The organism is Agrobacterium sp. 22-210-1 (assembly GCF_053522525.1).
Window position 1 is genome coordinate 2,190,492 of the sequence record NZ_JBNWCI010000001.1, and the last position, 15,477, is coordinate 2,205,968.

The 15,477-nt window shown below is 58.8% G+C and carries 15 protein-coding genes and 1 tRNA gene; 8 read left to right on the plus strand and 8 right to left on the minus strand.

Annotation, left to right across the window (positions count from 1 at the left end; genetic code table 11):
* Positions 1-69: 69 nt before the first annotated feature.
* The 7 genes from ACQZ5F_RS11005 to mnhG all read left to right on the plus strand — a co-directional run bounded on the left by ACQZ5F_RS11005 (position 70) and on the right by mnhG (position 6,540).
* Complete coding sequence (locus tag ACQZ5F_RS11005; RefSeq protein WP_046800550.1) at positions 70-435, plus strand: hypothetical protein; 366 nt, start codon at positions 70-72, stop codon at positions 433-435.
* 104 nt (positions 436-539) lie between these two features.
* Positions 540-3,458, plus strand: coding sequence for a monovalent cation/H+ antiporter subunit A (locus ACQZ5F_RS11010; RefSeq protein WP_137083454.1), 2,919 nt, complete (start codon positions 540-542; stop codon positions 3,456-3,458).
* The gene (locus tag ACQZ5F_RS11015) at positions 3,458-3,793 is read left to right on the plus strand and encodes a Na+/H+ antiporter subunit C (RefSeq protein ID WP_003493763.1); all 336 of its coding nucleotides are present in this window, start codon (positions 3,458-3,460) and stop codon (positions 3,791-3,793) included. The genes ACQZ5F_RS11010 and ACQZ5F_RS11015 overlap by 1 nt, the downstream gene beginning before the upstream one ends.
* Entirely contained in the window at positions 3,790-5,436 is a 1,647-nt protein-coding gene (locus ACQZ5F_RS11020; RefSeq protein ID WP_046800548.1) for a monovalent cation/H+ antiporter subunit D, read from the plus strand. The genes ACQZ5F_RS11015 and ACQZ5F_RS11020 overlap by 4 nt, the downstream gene beginning before the upstream one ends.
* Complete coding sequence (locus tag ACQZ5F_RS11025) at positions 5,433-5,921, plus strand: Na+/H+ antiporter subunit E (RefSeq protein WP_046800547.1); 489 nt, start codon at positions 5,433-5,435, stop codon at positions 5,919-5,921. The genes ACQZ5F_RS11020 and ACQZ5F_RS11025 overlap by 4 nt, the downstream gene beginning before the upstream one ends.
* On the plus strand, positions 5,918-6,199 hold the full coding sequence (locus ACQZ5F_RS11030; RefSeq protein ID WP_046800546.1) for a K+/H+ antiporter subunit F: 282 nt from the start codon (positions 5,918-5,920) through the stop codon (positions 6,197-6,199). Before ACQZ5F_RS11025 ends, ACQZ5F_RS11030 begins: the two co-directional genes overlap by 4 nt.
* Complete coding sequence (gene mnhG, locus ACQZ5F_RS11035; RefSeq protein WP_046800545.1) at positions 6,196-6,540, plus strand: monovalent cation/H(+) antiporter subunit G; 345 nt, start codon at positions 6,196-6,198, stop codon at positions 6,538-6,540. Before ACQZ5F_RS11030 ends, mnhG begins: the two co-directional genes overlap by 4 nt.
* Positions 6,541-6,623: 83 nt before the next feature.
* Here the strand turns inward: mnhG and ACQZ5F_RS11040 are convergent, their stop codons facing one another.
* Together ACQZ5F_RS11040 and ACQZ5F_RS11045 are read right to left on the minus strand one after the other, a co-directional pair.
* Complete coding sequence (locus ACQZ5F_RS11040) at positions 6,624-7,415, minus strand: toll/interleukin-1 receptor domain-containing protein (RefSeq protein WP_225339486.1); 792 nt, start codon at positions 7,413-7,415, stop codon at positions 6,624-6,626.
* A 101-nt stretch (positions 7,416-7,516) separates the two neighbouring features.
* Complete coding sequence (locus tag ACQZ5F_RS11045) at positions 7,517-7,798, minus strand: hypothetical protein (RefSeq protein WP_225339487.1); 282 nt, start codon at positions 7,796-7,798, stop codon at positions 7,517-7,519.
* Between the two features lie 130 nt (positions 7,799-7,928).
* On the opposite strand from ACQZ5F_RS11045, the gene ACQZ5F_RS11050 reads away from it, so the two are divergent.
* A complete protein-coding gene (locus tag ACQZ5F_RS11050; protein ID WP_225339488.1) occupies positions 7,929-8,261 on the plus strand; it encodes a helix-turn-helix domain-containing protein in 333 nt (110 codons plus the stop codon).
* Positions 8,262-8,303: 42 nt separating this feature from the next.
* On the opposite strand, the gene ACQZ5F_RS11055 is transcribed toward ACQZ5F_RS11050, so the two are convergent.
* The 6 genes from ACQZ5F_RS11055 to ACQZ5F_RS11080 all read right to left on the minus strand — a co-directional run bounded on the left by ACQZ5F_RS11055 (position 8,304) and on the right by ACQZ5F_RS11080 (position 15,351).
* Positions 8,304-8,771, minus strand: a complete 468-nt coding sequence (locus ACQZ5F_RS11055; protein ID WP_225339489.1) for an alpha-ketoglutarate-dependent dioxygenase AlkB — start codon at positions 8,769-8,771, stop codon at positions 8,304-8,306.
* Positions 8,772-9,054: 283 nt separating this feature from the next.
* Positions 9,055-9,130, minus strand: a tRNA-Phe gene (locus ACQZ5F_RS11060).
* Between the two features lie 239 nt (positions 9,131-9,369).
* Positions 9,370-9,795, minus strand: coding sequence for a hypothetical protein (locus ACQZ5F_RS11065; protein ID WP_225339490.1), 426 nt, complete (start codon positions 9,793-9,795; stop codon positions 9,370-9,372).
* Positions 9,796-9,950: 155 nt separating this feature from the next.
* Positions 9,951-12,167 (minus strand): 3-hydroxyacyl-CoA dehydrogenase NAD-binding domain-containing protein, encoded by a 2,217-nt coding sequence (locus ACQZ5F_RS11070; RefSeq protein ID WP_225339491.1) that lies wholly within the window; start codon positions 12,165-12,167, stop codon positions 9,951-9,953.
* 146 nt (positions 12,168-12,313) lie between these two features.
* A complete protein-coding gene (locus tag ACQZ5F_RS11075) occupies positions 12,314-13,522 on the minus strand; it encodes an acetyl-CoA C-acetyltransferase (RefSeq protein WP_225339492.1) in 1,209 nt (402 codons plus the stop codon).
* Positions 13,523-13,554: 32 nt separating this feature from the next.
* The gene (locus ACQZ5F_RS11080) at positions 13,555-15,351 is read right to left on the minus strand and encodes an acyl-CoA dehydrogenase C-terminal domain-containing protein (protein WP_225339493.1); all 1,797 of its coding nucleotides are present in this window, start codon (positions 15,349-15,351) and stop codon (positions 13,555-13,557) included.
* Positions 15,352-15,477 lie beyond the last annotated feature (126 nt).

Sequence of the window (15,477 nt, forward strand, 5' to 3'; positions counted from 1 at the left end):
CGGGATATTCGCTGAGCGGTGATGCTTTAAAGAGACCTTTACGATCAAGGAGATGCCAACTTGTTATGGATGGAGAAATGCCGCCGTTCAAGGCGCCATCCGCAAGTGTTGATCGGCATCATGGTCGCAAGCCTGCTCGTCATGATCGGCTTTCAGGCACCATCCGGCATCAAGACCCTTTCCAAGACCAGCCGTCTGGAGAGATTGCAGACCGTCGATCTCAACCGTTCCCTCACTCTTCGCGACAGGGATTGCGATAGCGGCTGCAAGGCCGGGGATACCAGCTCGGGTCTTCGCCCCGGCAACTTCCCCTCGCCCGCTTTGCGGATCGCCGTTGACGCCGGGCCGGCCGTTGCATCTGTTGCCGTCGCGCCACAAGCTTTCCGAGACTTTGCGAGCGTGGTTCCAAGAGCACCCCCGCATATTATCTATTAGTCATTCCGGCGGTCCTCATCATTCGGCTCTCATGAGCCTTGAGGGATCGGAGTCGTCGGAAACCCGCCGTAGACTCCAATTCCAGAGAAAAACCGCCACTGCATATGACACTTGCAACCATTCTTCCATTTATTGTCGCATTGCCCTTTGTCGGCGCCATTCTCACGGCTTTCATGCCGCGCGATGGCGCAGCCGCCGGCCCCGCCTCCGTTGCAGGCGGCGTCGCCCTTTTCGGTCTCATCAGCAGCGTCTTTCTTTATTCGACTGTCAGCGACGGCGGCGCGCTGAAATACGATGTGGAATGGCTGCCGCAGCTCGGGCTGAATTTCACCCTGCGGCTGGACGGGTTTGCATGGATCTTCGCGATCCTCATTACCGGCATCGGCCTGCTCGTGGTGCTCTACGCCCGTTATTACATGTCGGCCAAGGATCCAATCCCGCGGTTTTTTGCCTTCTTCCTCGCCTTCATGGGCTCGATGCTCGGCGTGGTCCTGTCCGGCAACGTCATCCTGCTGTCGATCTTCTGGGAAATGACCAGCATCTTCTCGTTTTTGCTGATCGGCTACTGGCACCAGAACGCCGGCGCGCGCGACGGCGCCCGCATGGCGCTGACCGTGACCGGCATCGGCGGATTCAGCCTCCTGGCCGGACTTCTCATCCTCGGCCATATGGCGGGAAGCTACGATCTGGACAAGATCATCGAGGCCGGGGCCGCGATCCGCGCCCATTCCCTCTATCTGCCGGCACTTATTCTCATTCTTGGCGGCGCGTTGACCAAAAGCGCGCAGTTTCCCTTCCATTTCTGGCTGCCCAACGCCATGGCAGCGCCCACACCGGTTTCCGCCTATCTGCATTCGGCGACCATGGTAAAGGCGGGGGTTTTCCTGCTCGCGCGGTTCTGGCCGGTGCTGGCAGGCACGCCGGAATGGTTCTGGCTGGTGGGCGTGGCCGGCATCATCACGCTGCTGCTCGGCGCTTATTTCGCCATGTTCCAGCAGGACCTGAAAGGCCTGCTCGCTTATTCGACCATCAGCCACCTCGGCCTTATCACTACTCTGTTGAGCCTCGGCAGCCCGCTTGCGGCAGTTGCGGCCATCTTCCACATGGTCAACCACGCCACCTTCAAGGCCTCGCTGTTCATGGCGGCCGGCATCATCGACCATGAAACCGGCACCCGCGACATGCGGCGCTTAAGCGGGCTTTATACCTATATGCCGGCAACGGCGACGCTTGCCATGGCGGCCAGCGCGGCCATGGCCGGCGTGCCGCTGTTCAACGGCTTCCTTTCCAAGGAAATGTTCTTTGCCGAGGCCGTCGAGACGCATGCCGATTCACTCCTGGACCGGGCGCTGCCCTATGTCGCGACGCTTTCAGGCGCATTCGCCGTCGCCTATTCGCTGCGCTTCATCCACACCGTCTTCTTCGGCCCCAAGCCCGTCGATCTGCCCAACCCAAATCCGCACGAGCCGCCGCGCTGGATGCGTTTCCCGATCGAGTTCCTGGTTTTCGCCTGCCTGATCGTCGGCATCGTTCCGAGCCTCTCCATCGGCCCGTTCCTGCATTCGGCCGTGCTTTCCGTTCTCGGCGACCAGACGCCCGTCTACAGCCTGTCGATCTGGCACGGTTTCAACCTGCCGCTCATCATGAGTATCGCGGCACTTATCGGCGGTGTGACGATCTATGCACTGCTCGGCGGTTATTTCTCGCGCTGCGACGACGGTCCGCCGGTCTTCCGGCATTTACGGGGACAGCGCATCTTCGAGCGCATTCTCGTCACCGTGTCCTGGAAGTGGGCCCGGTGGCTGGAAAGCACGCTCGGCACGCGGCGTCTGCAGCCGCAGCTTAGACTTCTCATCCTCGTGGCGCTTCTTGCCGGTTTCTCGCCACTATTCCTTTCGGAATTCTCCCTGTCGCTGCCGCGCGTGACGACCTTTGATCCGATCTTCGCCATCCTTTGGCTGATCGGCATGATTGCCGCGCTGGGTGCCGCCTGGCAGGCGAAATATCATCGCCTCGCTGCCCTCATCATGCTCGGTGTCTCCGGGCTCGTCACCTGCCTCACCTTCATCTGGCTTTCCGCGCCGGATCTGGCGATCACCCAGCTGCTGGTCGAAATCGTCACCACGGTTCTCATCCTGCTTGGTCTAAGGTGGCTGCCAAAACGCTTCGAGAAGGTCGATAGCAGCGACGAGCTGCCGGCGCAGCTTCGCCGCGCCCGCGATTTCCTGCTGGCGGCAGCCAGCGGTATCGGCATGTCCGTCATCGCTTACGCCGTCATGACCCTGCCGGTGCCGAACGCCATCGCCACCTATTTCCTGGAGCGCGCCTATACGGAAGGCGGCGGCACCAATGTCGTCAACGTCATCCTCGTCGACTTCCGTGGCTTTGACACATTCGGCGAGATCGCGGTGCTGGCCATCGTGGCGCTCACCGTCTTCGCCCTTCTTCGCCGTTTCCGCCCCGCGCATGAAAGCATCGGGGTGCCGGAACAGCAGCAGATGCAAAACGCCTTCGATGCTGAACGTCCTGATCGTAGCAAGGGCGATACGGTCCGCGACTATCTCTATGTGCCGTCGATCGTGATGCAGTGGATGTTCCCTGTTATCATCACCTTTTCGATCTTCCTGTTCATGCGCGGCCACGACATGCCGGGCGGCGGCTTTGCGGCCGGCATCACCATGGCGATTGCCTTCCTGCTGCAATATCTCGCCGGCGGGGCGCGCTGGGCGGAAGACCGCATTCGCATCCTGCCGCTGCGCTGGATGGGTTTCGGCCTTCTGATGGCGGCGGCGACGGGTATCGGCTCCTGGTATTTCGGCTACCCGTTCCTGACCTCGTATTTCCAGTATACGGAGATACCCTATATCGGCAAAATGCCGACGGCATCCGCCCTGCTGTTCGACCTCGGCGTCTTCTCGCTGGTCGTCGGCTCCACCGTTCTTATCCTGATAGCACTGGCACACCAATCGTTGCGTAACTACCGCGTTCGCACGCCTGACGCCGCAAAAGCGGAGGACGTGTAATGGAACTCATTCTTGCAATCGGCATCGGCATCATGACCGGCTCCGGCGTGTGGCTTATCCTGCGCCCACGTACCTATCAGGTCATCGTCGGGCTTTCGCTTTTGTCCTACGCCGTCAACCTGTTCATCTTCGGCGTCGGCGGCATCAAGACCAATGCGCCGCCGGTGCTGGTGAATGGTGTCGACAGCTCCACGCTGGCCGACCCCGTGCCGCAGGCTCTGGTGCTGACGGCGATCGTCATCGGCTTTGCCACCACCGCGCTGTTTCTGGTGGTGCTGCTTGCCGCCCGCGGCCTCACCGGCACCGACCACGTGGACGGGAGGGAGTCGAAATGATGTCGTTCCCCTTCCACATCGTCATCGCCCCCATCCTGGTGCCGTTGATAACAGCAGCACTTCTGCTGTTCTTCGATGAGCGCCAGCGCGTGGCGAAAGCCGCGATCAGCCTTACCTCGACCGTCCTGTTGCTGATCGTCGCCATCCTGCTGTTCCGCGAGGTGAACTCGACGGTCAATACCGAGATCGCCGCTGTGGTGTCGAGTGGCGTCTATCTGCTCGGCAACTGGCCCGCCCCCTTCGGCATCGTGCTTGTGGCTGATCGCCTCTCCGGGCTCATGGTGCTTTTGACCGCGCTGCTTGCCATTCCGTCGCTGATCTATTCGATGGCGAAATGGCACAAGGCCGGCGCGCATTTCCATTCGCTGTTCCAGATGATGCTGATGGGGGTCAACGGCGCGTTCCTGACCGGCGACCTCTTCAATCTCTTCGTGTTCTTCGAAGTGATGCTGGCTGCCTCCTACGGCCTGCTGCTGCATGGCTCCGGCCAGCAGCGTGTGAAGGCCGGGCTGCATTATATCGCCATCAACCTCGTCGCGGCGCTGTTCTTCCTGATCGGCGTCAGCCTCATCTATGGCGTCACCGGCACGCTGAACATGGGTGACCTTGCCCATCGCATCGAGGGGCTCAACCCAGACCAGCGCATGCTGCTGGAAACCGGCGCTGCGGTGCTTGGCATTGCGTTTCTGGTCAAGGCCGGCATGTGGCCGCTGAATTTCTGGCTGCCTTCCGCCTATGGCTCAGCGTCTGCCCCGGTTGGCGGTCTGTTTGCGATCATGAGCAAGGTCGGCATTTATGTCATCGCCCGCCTGTCCTTCCTGCTTTTCGGGCAGACGGCCGGCGAATCCGCCGGCTTCGGCCATGACGCACTGCTGGTCGGCGGCATCGCCACCATCATCTTCGGGGCCATCGGCGTTCTGGCGTCGCAGGCGCTCGGGCGGCTGGCCGGGTTTTCGGTTCTGGTATCGTCGGGAACGCTTCTGGCCGCCATGGGCACCGGCAATCCAACGGTGGCGGCCGGCGCGCTTTATTATATGGTCAGTTCCACGCTCACCATTAGCGCCTTTTTCATGCTGATCGAACTCGTCGAGCGCGGGCAGGATGCGGGCGCGAACGTTCTTGCCGTCACGATGGAAGCCTATGGCGAGGGTGAAGACGAGGAAGAGGAGGAAGAAGTCGGCGTGACCATGCCCGCCACCATGGCGGTGCTCGGCGCCTGCTTTGCCGCCTGCGGCATTCTTCTGGCCGGTCTGCCGCCGCTCTCGGGTTTCATCGCCAAATTCTCGATGCTGACCGCCATTCTCAACCCTTCCGGGCTGGGCGCCAATGACAGCGTTTCCACGCTTTCCTGGTGGCTGGTTTTCCTGATCGTCTTTGCCGGTTTCGCCTCGCTGATCTCGATGACGCGCGCCGGCATCCGCACCTTCTGGGCCTCCATCGAAGGCACAGTGCCGCGCGTTCTCGTCATCGAAATCGCCCCCGTGATGCTGCTGCTTGGCCTTACGCTTGCCATGACCGTGCAGGCCGGGCCGGTGATGCGTTACATGCAGGAGACGGCGCGTATTCTCGATCTGCCCGCCAGCTATATTCAGGGCGTCATTTCCGCACCGCGAGCGGGCAGCAACCCGGAGGCGGAGCCATGATGAGCCGTCTCCTCCCTTACCCGCTGCTGACGGTTTCGCTGATCTTCTTCTGGATGACGATCAACAGCTTTTCGCCCGGACACCTGCTGCTCGGCACCGCGGTAGCACTCATCGCCTCCTGGGCGATGGCGTCGCTCAGGCCAGCCAAACCGCGTATCCGCAACTGGCACAGGCTGGTGCAGCTGATCCTGATCGTGCTTTACGATATTATCAGGTCCAATATCTCGGTCGTGAAGATCATCCTGTTCAAGCGCGAAAGGGACCGTAAATCCGGCTTCCTGGCGGTGCCGCTCGATATTCGCGATCCCATGGCGCTCGCCATTCTGGCAACGATCCTGACCTCGACGCCGGGCAGCGCCTGGCTTGAATATAATTCCAGCCAGGGCACGCTCCTCCTCCACGTTCTCGACGATGTGGATGAGGCTGCGTGGATAAGCCTCATCAAGAACCGTTATGAAAAACTGCTGATGGAGATATTCGAATGAGTTCGATTATCCTTTTCTGGTCCTTTTCGCTGGCGCAGCTGATGCTTGCCATCGCCATGGCGATTTCGGTCTACCGCATCGCCATCGGCCCGCGCGCGCAGGACCGCGTGCTGGGCGTGGATACGCTCTATGTCAACGCCATGCTGCTTCTTTTGACCTTCGGCCTGCGCACCGGCAACGACATCTATTTCGAAGCCTCGCTGCTGATCGCCATCCTCGGCTTCGTCTCCACCGTCGCCCTTTCCAAATTCATGATGCGCGGCGAGGTGATCGAATGAACAGTGCCGCAGAATTTCCGCTCTGGGCCGCCATTCTCGTGGCTTTCTTTGTGCTGCTGGGTGCCTCGCTGACGCTGATCGGCACCATCGGCTTTGCCAAGCTGAACAGCTTCTACGAGCGCCTGCACGCGCCCACACTCGGCACCAGCTGGGGCACCGGCGGCATCGTCATGGCCTCGATCATCTATTTCTCCGTCTCCGGCGACCGCTTCGCCTTCCACGAAATCTTCATCGGCATTTTCATGACAGTGACGACACCGGTGTCGCTGATGCTGCTCGGGCGGGCCGCGCTTTATCGGGACCGGGCGGAGCAGAATACGGATAATCGGGAGCATTTGTAGCAACATATTGTGGGTCTATAATTAAAGTATGGGCGACGAACTCACTTGGCCATGACGCCTCCGGTCTGAGTAAATTTTTTATGCTACTCCATTGCTGTTATGTACAAATAGTTTCTAAGAGTCGCTCTTGCCGTTTTGTGCTCAAGGGAAACGTACATACCCTTGTCCGGATTTTCCTCTAAAAATGTTTTCCAGATTAAATCAGTTAAATAATTTGGGTTTCCATCATCATACATAACCACCCAAGTATACCCATCATCTGACAATGCAGATGATAGTATTCTCTTTTGATCAAGACCGTCTATCATCTTTTGTGCGTACACTTGGCTGCGATCAGAAGGCCCCACATTTGCAAAGATGGCGACGGCTTTTTCCCTCCACAAAAACGCTCCGCGATGAGCTTCAAACAAGACACGTTTTGCGAAATTCGCCGCCTCTTCGGCCTGTCTAAGCCAGTATTGCGCCCTGGTTCCCAGCTTTCTCTCAAAGAGCCTTACCAGATCGGCAGGTGAAGTCTCGGGTGCTTTTAGATACCCTATGGTGTCAAAAACTCCAGGTATTTCGGTATCATCAAAGCGAACAGGCAAGATGTATTCTTTTCGTTCCTTGAATGCTGCCGCCTGCGCACTTTCGCGCTCAAGGTTTGTCCAAACTTTATTGGCATAATATTTGGATACAAACATAATTACATACTGACATTGATCCTTATAAACCGATGAAAGATGATCGTATAAATTTTTTCCCCACAAATCGTGCTTTTCATATTCATCATAAAATAGCTCTATGCCACGCCCTTTTAGTATCTCGGCTACCTTTTCGACATACGGCCTATCTTCCCCGGCAAATGACAACGCAACATCATATTGCTTGGACATATTAACTCTCCGATTAGCTCCTCCATAACTATACCCATGCACACGGAGTTTTCGATTACAATTCCGGTGGCATAAAGAAGAAAATAATCCCGTGCGTTTACCTAGAACTTTCTTCGGCGGCTAAGCTCCGTCCGTACGCGCCGCCATTTGCCTTTCTCGAAATTCCGAGAATAACGCCAAGACCTATCTTCCTCAATGAAGGCAATTTCCTCGGCGCGTTCGCCATGCTGTTGAACCAGTTCATCAGCCAAGCGCGTGATGTCAGAGCGTCGAATAAGCATAGCCCGAACGTGGCTCTCCCATCCGACCCAAGCAGACACCAGCAGTACAAAGATGCCGAAGGCCAGAAAGGACATGCCATTCTGACTTATAAAATCGGTCATGTGCAAACCCGCGTTTTTTCTACCGATTTCATCAAATAAGATATTTTAGTTCTCTTCAATAAAAATAAGGTGTTTTAGTTCCTTAAAATTCAGATCGGAACTTTGCGTTCTTATGGCCAGAGGGCAGGTCATGGAATTGCAAAAAATATTTGGCGCTAACGTGCGCAATCATCGCAAAGCACGAGGCTTGACTCAGGAAGCCCTCGCGGAGCGCGTCGAGGTTTCCATGGAAACGATCGGCAAAATCGAACGCGGAAGCACGGCTCCGACCTTCGCAACGGCGGAAAGGCTAGCATCGGCCCTAGATATTCAAGTCACCGTACTATTTGGCCATCAATCTGACGGTATGCCCGAGGGTAACAGAGGAAAGCTTCTCGCGAACATAAGTAGGTCACTTTCAAGCCTGAATGACGAACAACTCTTTCGCCTTGCCAAGATGATCGATGCTTTTGCCGGAAAATAGTTTTTTTCTAGACTGAATGGAGGAACGGGTGTTCCTTTCTGATCAAGACTGTTTCGAAGTAATGACCTTGCGAAAAGTGAGGGAAATTCGTCTGCCTCGGGCTGTCGTGACTCCATTCACGATATCCGATTTTCGAGCCGGAATTTCATGGGTCCAGCCGTAGCGGCCGGAATCTCTCAGCAAGACGCCTGACCGGCGTTGAAGCAGAACACCGCATGCGGCTGGTCCACGCAATTCGCGGAAAACCATCTCGCATGTGGACAAAAGGCTTATCGACACGATGGTATCGTCAAAACAGGGCACACAATCGACATGCGCACTGATGCCCTGCCCCGGAAGATATTCGTTCGCGATAACCTGATCGGGCAAATCCCGACAATATCCTGCGGCAACCAATCGCTTAGCGAACACGCCAAGCCATGGTGGCAACGGCCCGAGATACGCTTCCGCGGTAATAGCCCGCGCCTTATAGTCGTACCGATAACCGAAATGCTGCACGCGGCGTTTCAACTCCGTGCTCCACACACCCGCATCCAGTCTGTCGGCGACGGCGGCCTCCTCCTCTTGAGAGAGAAAGCCATCAAAATAGATAATGCCGGGCGGTAGAAGAGGTGGGCGTATGACACGATCCCTTTGCGGGTTGCTCTCCAACTGCCTGCAATAAGCAGGGTTGGCCGATAGCTACACCGGGCATGTCAAAAGCATATGATAGCGGTAGCTACTCATCGAAATTTGCCTGCAAATGCGCAGGTCGTCCAAGCACGCAATTCGTCAATAATGCTATTGAGATAAATGGTGCCCGGAGGCGGATTTGAACCACCGACACGCGGATTTTCAATCCGCTGCTCTACCAACTGAGCTATCCGGGCACTTCAGGTCCTTGAAGAACCTCCGCTTTTGGCGGGCGGGGCTGTTTGGTGCCCCGAAAGTGAGCGGGGTTATAACATCTTGTTCGGACATGGCAAGCGCCATCGCGAAGTTTTTTGACAGTTTTTTCACGGCGCCTGTGGATGGCTGAAAAGTCTGCCCGGCGAAGGCCGGATTGCGGCGGAAAACCAGCGCTTGGGCATCCGCCGGACCAGCGGGCGGTGGCGCGGCAGGTGGCGGCTTACGCCTCCTCATTGCGCCGTGCGGCAAGGCCAAGCGCGATGGGCACAACGGCCACCAGCGCCGCCATGACGGGCGAGGAGGCGAAGATGCGGCTTGCCAGCGAGGTGACGGCAACGGAGCGCACCACCGTCATCAGGCGCGAATTCTCACGGTCGCGCTCATGCCGGGCATTGGCGGATTTATGATGCGGCGTGTTGGCGGCAGCTTCCAGCCGTTTGACGTCGCGGCGAATCTTTTCGAGCTGTTTGCGCAGATCATCCAGTTCCGCCCGCAAGGATGATTCCGGCGGGGCGGAGGCACGCACCCTTCGGGCAGCAGCGGGTTTTGCAGCCTTCTTCTCCACGGCATCTTCGTCCAGTTCGGCCAGATGGTCGTCAAGGTCCGAGGGCTTGTCGAAACCGTGGGATCGCAGTGGTGCTTTCATCGCTGTCTCCTGGGGCGTGCTGAATGGCGGCGACGGGCGCTTTTGCCCGGTCAGCCTTTTCAACGCCTCAGCCGGGCAAAGGATGCACGGAAAGTAGGGAGATGGGCATAATAAAACAGGCCCCGGAGGGCCTGTTCAATGTCTTACTTGAAGCCTCAGGCCGCCTTGGCGGCGCTGGCATAGGGATCGAAGCGACCGTAGAAGGTCTCGCCCTTGGCGGCCATGTCCTTCAGCAGCGGCGTCGGCTTGAAGCGCGGGCCATAAGTCTCGCTGAGTTTCTCGGCGAGTGCCACGAAGTTCTTCACGCCCATGCCGTCGATATAGGACAGCGCGCCGCCGGTATAGGGTGCGAAACCGAAACCGAGGATGGAGCCGACATCCGCCTCACGTGGATCGGTGACGATGCCTTCTTCCACTGTGCGGGCGGCTTCCAGCGCCACGGTGACGAGGAAGCGCTGTTTCAGCACCTCCATATCCACCGCTTCAGGCTTCTGCTGCGGATAGAGGTCCTTCAGGCCGGGCCAGAGGGACTTCTTGGCGGGCTTTTGCGGATAGTCGTAAAAGCCCTTGGCGTTCTTGCGGCCAAAACGGCCCTCGCCTTCCACCAGCGTCTTCACCAGTTCCATATGGCGCGGATCGACGGCCTTTTCGCCGAGATCGGCGACGGTGGCTTTCAGGATCTTGTAGGAAAGATCGATAGCCACCTCATCATTCAGCGCCAGCGGGCCGACCGGCATGCCGGCGAATTTCGCGGCATTTTCGATCATGGCGGCGGGTACGCCTTCGATCAGCATATCGTAGCTTTCCGCCATATAACGCAGCACGCAGCGATTGACGAAGAAGCCGCGCGTATCGTTGACGACGATCGGGGTCTTCCTGATCTTCGCCACATAGTCCAGCGCGACGGCGAGCGCCTTGTCGCCGGTTTCCTTGCCGAGGATCACTTCCGTCAGCATCATCTTCTCGACCGGCGAGAAGAAGTGGATGCCGATGAAATCCGCCGGGCGCTTCGAGTTCTTCGCAAGACCCGTGATCGGCAACGTGGAGGTGTTGGAGGCGAAGATCGCACCTTCAGGAAGCACAGCTTCCACGGCCTCGATGACGGCCTTCTTGACATCGCGGTCTTCGAAGACGGCCTCGATGACGAGATTGGCATCCGCGAGTGCGGCGTAATCGGATGTCGGGGTGACGAGGTCGAGCAGGGCCTTGGCCTCATCCTGCGTCAGCCTGCCCTTGCCGATGGCGGCCTTGACGCTTTCCTCGCAATGGCCCTTGCCCTTGTCGGCGGCTTCCTGATCGCGATCCACCAGCACGACGGGGATGCCGGCAGCTGCGGTGACATAAGCCACGGCAGCGCCCATGAAGCCCGCGCCGACAACGCCGACCTTTTTGAACTCCGTCTTCGGCTGGCCGGCCGGGCGGCGCGCGCCCTTGCCCAGTTCCTGCATGGAAATGAACAGCGAGCGGATCATGCCGAAGGCTTCCTTCGAGCGAAGGATTTCGGTGAAATAACGCTGCTCCACCTTCAGCGCCGTGTCGAAGGGCAATTGCAGGCCTTCATAGACGCATTTGAGGATGGCGAGGGCGGCCGGATAATTGCCGGCGCTTTCACGGCGCAGGATGGCCGGAGCGGCGGGCCAGAGCTGGGCTGCGGCAGGCGTCCAGATGCCGCCGCCGGGGGCCTTGAAGCCCTTTTCATCCCAGGGTGCGACCGGTTTCAGGCCGTCCTTGATCATCTGCTTTGCGGTTGCGACCAGCTCACCCGGCTCCACCACCTGATGCACCAGACCCATGGCCTTGGCGCGCGCGCCGCTCAGCGACTGGCCGGTGGTCATCATCTGCAGTGCCGATTGCGCATCCGTCAGGCGCGGCACGCGCTGGGTGCCGCCGGCGCCGGGGAAGATGCCGACCTTGACTTCCGGAAGGGCGATCTTGAGGTTCTTGGCGCTGGAGGCGACCCGGCCGTGGCAGGCGAGCGACAGCTCAAACGCGCCGCCCATGCAGGTGCCGTTGATGGCGGAAACCCAGGGCTTGCCATTGGTCTCGATCTTGCGGAACAGGCCCGTCATGCGGCCAACCAGTTCGAACAGCCTTGCAGCGGCCTGATCCGGGTTCTTCGTCTTCTCATCATTGTAGAAGGAGAACATCGACTTGATCATCGAAAGATCGGCGCCGCCGGAAAAGGTGCTCTTGCCGGACGTGAAGACGACGCCCTTGACGGCGCTGTCGGCGACGGTTGCGTCAAGAATGGCGTTCAGCTCGTCCATCACCTCAGAGGTGAAGACGTTCATGGATTTTTCCGGCATGTCCCAAGTAACGAGGGCAATGCCGTCTGCGTCCGTCTCGATGGTGAAATTGGTGTAAGTGCTCATTTGGGATTCCTCTTCCCTGAATCTTAATGGCCGCTTCGCTTTCTCCGTCATCCTCGGGCTTGACCCGAGGATCCAAGCACCGGGATAGATCCTCGGGTCAAGCCCGAGGATGACGGAGGAACCGTTGCGGTATCAGCCGAAGCCTCTCAAACCCGCTCGATAACGGTCGCCGTGCCCATGCCAGCGCCGATGCAAAGCGTGACGAGCGCGGTGTTGAGATCGCGCCGCTCCAGCTCATCCAGCACCGTGCCGAGGATCATCGCGCCGGTTGCACCCAGCGGATGGCCCATGGCGATGGCGCCGCCATTGACGTTCATCCGGTTGTGGTCGATGTCGAAGGCCTGCATGTAACGCAGGACCACGGCGGCGAAGGCCTCGTTGAGTTCGAAAAGATCGATATCGGCAAGCGACATTCCGGTCTTTTTCAGGAGCTTTTCGGTCACATCCACCGGGCCGGTGAGCATCAGTGCCGGATCGGAGCCGATATTGGCGAATGCCTTGATGCGGGCGCGGGGCTTAATGCCCATTGCCTCTCCGCCCGCCTTCGAGCCAACCAGCACGGCCGCAGCGCCATCGACGATACCGGACGAATTGCCGGCGTGGTGCACGTAATTGATCCGCTCCACTTCCGGATGCGCCATGATGCCGACGGCTTCGAAACCGCCCATTTCACCCGGCATCTGGAAGGAAGGATTGAGCGAGGCCAGCGCCTGCATGTCCGTGCCGGGGCGCATGTGCTCGTCACGGTCTAGGATCGTCAGGCCGTTTGAGTCCTTCACCGGAATGACCGACTTGTTGAAATAACCCTTTTCCCAGGCATGCGCCGCACGCTTCTGGCTTTCGACGGCATAGGCGTCGACATCGTCACGGGAGAAACCATACTTGGTGGCAATGAGATCGGCCGAAACGCCCTGCGGCATGAAGAAGGCCGGGAAGTTGACCGAGGGGTCCATGTACCAGGCGCCGCCCGACATGCCCATGCCGACGCGTGACATGCTTTCGACGCCGCCCGCAATGACGATATCGTCCGAACCGGCCTTGACCTTGCCAGCTGCGAAGTTGATGGCATCGAGACCCGAGGCGCAGAAGCGCGAGATCTGCATGCCCGGCGCCTTGTTGGAATAACCGGCCTCGAAGGCAGCGGCCTTCGGTATCACGGCACCGGCATCCATGACAGGATCGACGCAGCCCATGATGATGTCGTCGACAGCAGAGGTGTCGAGACCATTGCGATCGCGGATGGCTTCCAGCGTCTTGGCGGCAAGGCGAACGGAGGGCACCTCATGCAGGCTGCCATCCTTCTTGCCGCGTCCGCGCGGGGTGCGGACATGGTCATAAATATAAACGTCGGTCATTAACTCTCTCCCTCGGCGCGTAACACGCCCTATCAGAATGCTTCCGCAGCCAGTTCCATCATGGTGTCCGCGCCGGTTTCGATGCGGGCCTTGCGCAGCGCCGTTTCCGGCATGATGCGCTCCATGTAAAACTTTGCCGTGACAAGCTTGGTCTTGAGGTAATCCTCGTCCGAAGCGCTGCCTGCTGCAAGCGCGTCGCTGGCGGCTTTCGCCATGCGCGCCTGCATGTAACCCAGCACCACGATGCCGAAGAGATGCATGTAGTCGGTCGAACCGGCACCGGCATTGTCGGGCTTGGCCATGGCGTTCTGCATGAACCACATGGTTGCGGCCTGCAGGTCGTTCAAGCCCTTCTTCAGGCCCTTGGTGTAAAGGGCAAGCTTTTCGTCGGCGCGGTTTTCCTCGCAGAAATCACCGATTTCTTTGAACAGCGCCATGACGGCGCGGCCGCCATTCATGCCGAGCTTGCGACCAACCAGATCGAGCGCCTGAATGCCGTTGGCACCCTCATAGATCATGGTGATCCGCGCATCGCGGACATATTGGCTCATGCCATGTTCTTCGATGTAACCGTGACCGCCGAAGACCTGCTGCGCCATCACGGCGTGGTCGAAGCCCTTGTCGGTCAAAACACCCTTCAGGATCGGCGTCACAAGACCGAGCAGATCGTCTGCCACTTGGCGCTGCTTTTCGTCGGCGGCACGGTGCGCGATGTCGGATTGCAGCGCAGTCCACAAAAGGAAAGCGCGGCCGGCCTCATTATAGGCCTTGATGGTCATCAGCGTGCGGCGGATATCCGGGTGCACGATGATTGGATCGGCCTTCCTGTCGGGGAATTTCGCGCCCGAAAGCGAACGGCCCTGAATGCGCTCACGGGCGTATTCGACAGCGTTCTGATAGGCGATCTCGCCGACCGAAAGCCCCTGCAGGCCGACGCCGAGGCGAGCCTCGTTCATCATCACGAACATGGCGGAGAGACCCTTGTTCTCCGCGCCCAAGAGATAACCCGTCGCATCGTCATAGTTCATGACGCAGGTGGCATTGCCGTGAATGCCCATCTTGTGCTCGATCGCACCGCAGGTGACGCCGTTGCGCTCGCCGAGCGTACCATCCTCCTTGACGAGGAACTTCGGCACGATGAACAGCGAAATGCCCTTGGTGCCTTCCGGCGCGCCTTCGATGCGGGCGATCACCAGATGCACGATATTGTCAGTCATGGAATGTTCGCCGGCGGAGATAAATATCTTCTGGCCGGAAATCTTGTAAGTGCCGTCGCCCTGTGGCACCGCCTTGGTGCGCAGCAGCCCAAGATCGGTGCCGCAATGGGGTTCGGTCAGGTTCATGGTGCCGGACCATGTGCCTTCAACCATCTTCGGCAGATAGGTTTCCTTCTGCTCCTGCGTGCCGTGCACGAGGACTGCGGCAATCGCGCCCTGCGTCAGGCCGGGATACATCATCAGCGACAGGTTGGCGGACGACATATATTCGCCGATCGCCGCATGCAGCGTATAGGGCAGGCCCTGCCCGCCGAACTCCTGGGGAACGGCAAGGCCGATCCAGCCGCCCTCGCAATAGGCGTCATAAGCGGACTTGAAACCTTCAGGCACCGAAACCGAACCGTCATCGGCGCGCTTGCAACCCTGTTGATCGCCGGAAAGGTTGAGCGGGAAAAGCCGTTCTTCGGCGAGCTTTGCAGCCTCGCCGGTAATGGCCTCGATCATGTCAGGGGTTGCATCTTCAAAGCCGGGCAGGTTGTTATACCGCTCGAGGCCAAGAACGTCGTTCAGGATAAAAAGCGTGTCTTTGACTGGGGCCTTGTAAACAGGCATTACCGATGTTCCTCCGCATCGTGGTGCCGGAGACAATCCGGCGGATATGGGATGACAATATTTGACGTGCGCGTAAACGTCAAATAAATTTCAATGGATATCGCCGATCCTCTGCTGGCAAATGGC

Coding starts and splice junctions, on each gene's coding strand:
- ACQZ5F_RS11005 (WP_046800550.1), top strand. CDS start 70: ATGGAGAAATGCCGCCGTTCAAGGCGCCATCCGCAAGTGTTGATCGGC.
- ACQZ5F_RS11010 (WP_137083454.1), top strand. CDS start 540: ATGACACTTGCAACCATTCTTCCATTTATTGTCGCATTGCCCTTTGTC.
- ACQZ5F_RS11015 (WP_003493763.1), top strand. CDS start 3,458: ATGGAACTCATTCTTGCAATCGGCATCGGCATCATGACCGGCTCCGGC.
- ACQZ5F_RS11020 (WP_046800548.1), top strand. CDS start 3,790: ATGATGTCGTTCCCCTTCCACATCGTCATCGCCCCCATCCTGGTGCCG.
- ACQZ5F_RS11025 (WP_046800547.1), top strand. CDS start 5,433: ATGATGAGCCGTCTCCTCCCTTACCCGCTGCTGACGGTTTCGCTGATC.
- ACQZ5F_RS11030 (WP_046800546.1), top strand. CDS start 5,918: ATGAGTTCGATTATCCTTTTCTGGTCCTTTTCGCTGGCGCAGCTGATG.
- mnhG (WP_046800545.1), top strand. CDS start 6,196: ATGAACAGTGCCGCAGAATTTCCGCTCTGGGCCGCCATTCTCGTGGCT.
- ACQZ5F_RS11040 (WP_225339486.1), bottom strand. CDS start 7,415: ATGTCCAAGCAATATGATGTTGCGTTGTCATTTGCCGGGGAAGATAGG.
- ACQZ5F_RS11045 (WP_225339487.1), bottom strand. CDS start 7,798: ATGACCGATTTTATAAGTCAGAATGGCATGTCCTTTCTGGCCTTCGGC.
- ACQZ5F_RS11050 (WP_225339488.1), top strand. CDS start 7,929: ATGGAATTGCAAAAAATATTTGGCGCTAACGTGCGCAATCATCGCAAA.
- ACQZ5F_RS11065 (WP_225339490.1), bottom strand. CDS start 9,795: ATGAAAGCACCACTGCGATCCCACGGTTTCGACAAGCCCTCGGACCTT.
- ACQZ5F_RS11070 (WP_225339491.1), bottom strand. CDS start 12,167: ATGAGCACTTACACCAATTTCACCATCGAGACGGACGCAGACGGCATT.
- ACQZ5F_RS11075 (WP_225339492.1), bottom strand. CDS start 13,522: ATGACCGACGTTTATATTTATGACCATGTCCGCACCCCGCGCGGACGC.
- ACQZ5F_RS11080 (WP_225339493.1), bottom strand. CDS start 15,351: ATGCCTGTTTACAAGGCCCCAGTCAAAGACACGCTTTTTATCCTGAAC.